This is a genomic window from Streptomyces sp. UH6 (assembly GCF_013421635.1).
GTDB classification, from domain to species: domain Bacteria; phylum Actinomycetota; class Actinomycetes; order Streptomycetales; family Streptomycetaceae; genus Streptomyces; species Streptomyces abyssomicinicus.
The window spans coordinates 1-1,607 of record NZ_JACADT010001168.1; the positions used below are offsets into that span (position 1 = coordinate 1).

The 1,607-nt window shown below is 71.6% G+C and carries 2 protein-coding genes; one reads left to right on the plus strand and one right to left on the minus strand.

Annotated elements, in window-relative coordinates; all coding sequences use genetic code 11:
* On the minus strand, nucleotides 1-663 hold a 663-nt coding region (locus HW445_RS30295), incomplete at its 3' end, for an ATP-binding cassette domain-containing protein (RefSeq protein WP_180224002.1).
* Nucleotides 664-985: 322 nt separating this feature from the next.
* On the opposite strand from HW445_RS30295, the gene HW445_RS30300 reads away from it, so the two are divergent.
* On the plus strand, nucleotides 986-1,189 hold the full coding sequence (locus HW445_RS30300; RefSeq protein WP_108952184.1) for a cold-shock protein: 204 nt from the start codon (nucleotides 986-988) through the stop codon (nucleotides 1,187-1,189).
* Nucleotides 1,190-1,607 lie beyond the last annotated feature (418 nt).

The window sequence follows — 1,607 nt, forward strand, 5'->3', positions numbered from 1 at the left end:
GGCGAGCACCTCGTCCGCGGGACCGTCCGCGACCACCGCGCCGTCCTCGATCAGCACCACCCGGTGGGCGGCGAGGGCCAGCTCGCGGTGGTGGGTGGCGTAGAGGACGGCGGTGCCCCGGGCGCCCTCGGCGCGGACGACGTCCGCGAGGCGGCGGCGCGCGCCGGGGTCGAGCCGCTGCTCGGGTTCGTCGAGCACCAGCAGGTCGCGGGGCCTGATCAGCGCGGCGGCCAGCAGCAGCGACTGGAGCTGCCCGGAGGACAGCGCACCCGGGAGGGAGCCGCCGTGGCCGTCCAGCCGCAGCTCGCGCAGGACCGCGTCGATGCGCGCCCGCTCCACCCCGTGGGCGACCGCCACCAGTTCCAGGTGCTGCCGCACGGTGAGGTCGGGGTACCAGCTCGGCGTGTCGGCGACGACGGCGACCCGGGCCCGCACCCGGGGGTCGTTCTCGGTCATCGGCGCCCCGTCGAAGACCACCGTCCCGGCGTCGGGCGCGTCCCGTCCGGCGGCGATCCGCAGCAGAGTGGACTTGCCCGACCCGTTCGGTCCCATCAGCGCGACGAGTTCGCCGCGCGCGACGTCCAGCCGGACGGTGCGCAGCGCCACCCGTTCCCCGTAGGTCCGGCTCACTCCCGTGGCCGTCAGCAGAACCGCAGGTCCCATCGCCCCGCTCCTCCCCCGCGGGCGGTTCCCGCCCGCCGCCGCCAGGCGATCATCACACCACGCGGGAGGGCGGCGGGGTGGAGACCCCCGTCACTCGGCCGCCTCGAGCGGCCCACCGGCCCTCCACCTGTGCTACGGTCGCAGAAGTTGCAGTTTTGGTTCCCAGAGGCTTCGAGTGCTCTTCCGACCCTTTCGTCGACGAGCACTCTTTTTGTTTTCGGCGGTTTCACCGCTTGCCGGACATCTCCGGACGGGAAATCATCGCAGCGACTCCGGTTCCACACGGTGTGGTTCCGGGCACTGCCCCAGAAGGAGATTCAATATGGCATCTGGCACCGTGAAGTGGTTCAACTCGGAAAAGGGTTTTGGCTTCATCGAGCAGGACGGCGGCGGCCCCGACGTCTTCGCCCACTACTCGAACATCGCCACCTCCGGCTTCCGTGAGCTTCAGGAGGGCCAGAAGGTGAACTTCGACGTCACGCAGGGCCAGAAGGGCCCGCAGGCCGAGAACATCGTTCCTGCCTGACGCCGACGCGTACGACGGACTGGGGCCCGCACTTTTCGGGGTGCGGGCCCCAGTCCCGTGCTTTCCCCCGCACCACCCGACGGCCCGGCTGGATCCCCGCCGTCGCCCGCCCGGACGACCACGGTACGGACGTCACCTCCCGTACACCGTCCGGCCCATTCTTCCGGCGCAGCCGCCCGCCCTTTCCGGCCGGCGCTGTCTCGCCCACCCACCGGCTCAGTATTGCGAATACCCGCATGGCGTTCATCCGCCCGGGGGAATTCCTCGATACGTGTGCCGCATCGAGGAAGGTTCCGCATGAACCGCACCACACGCTCCAACGGCTCACGTCCCGACCGTCGTTCGGCCGGCGGCTCGGGCTCCGGCGCCGGCTCGCGTGGCGGCCGTTTCCGCTCGCAGGGCTCCGGCGGCGGCAGCC

What these genes read in the sequence shown, in the direction of transcription:
- HW445_RS30300 (WP_108952184.1), top strand. Translation starts at nt 986, where the DNA reads ATGGCATCTGGCACCGTGAAGTGGTTCAACTCGGAAAAGGGTTTTGGC.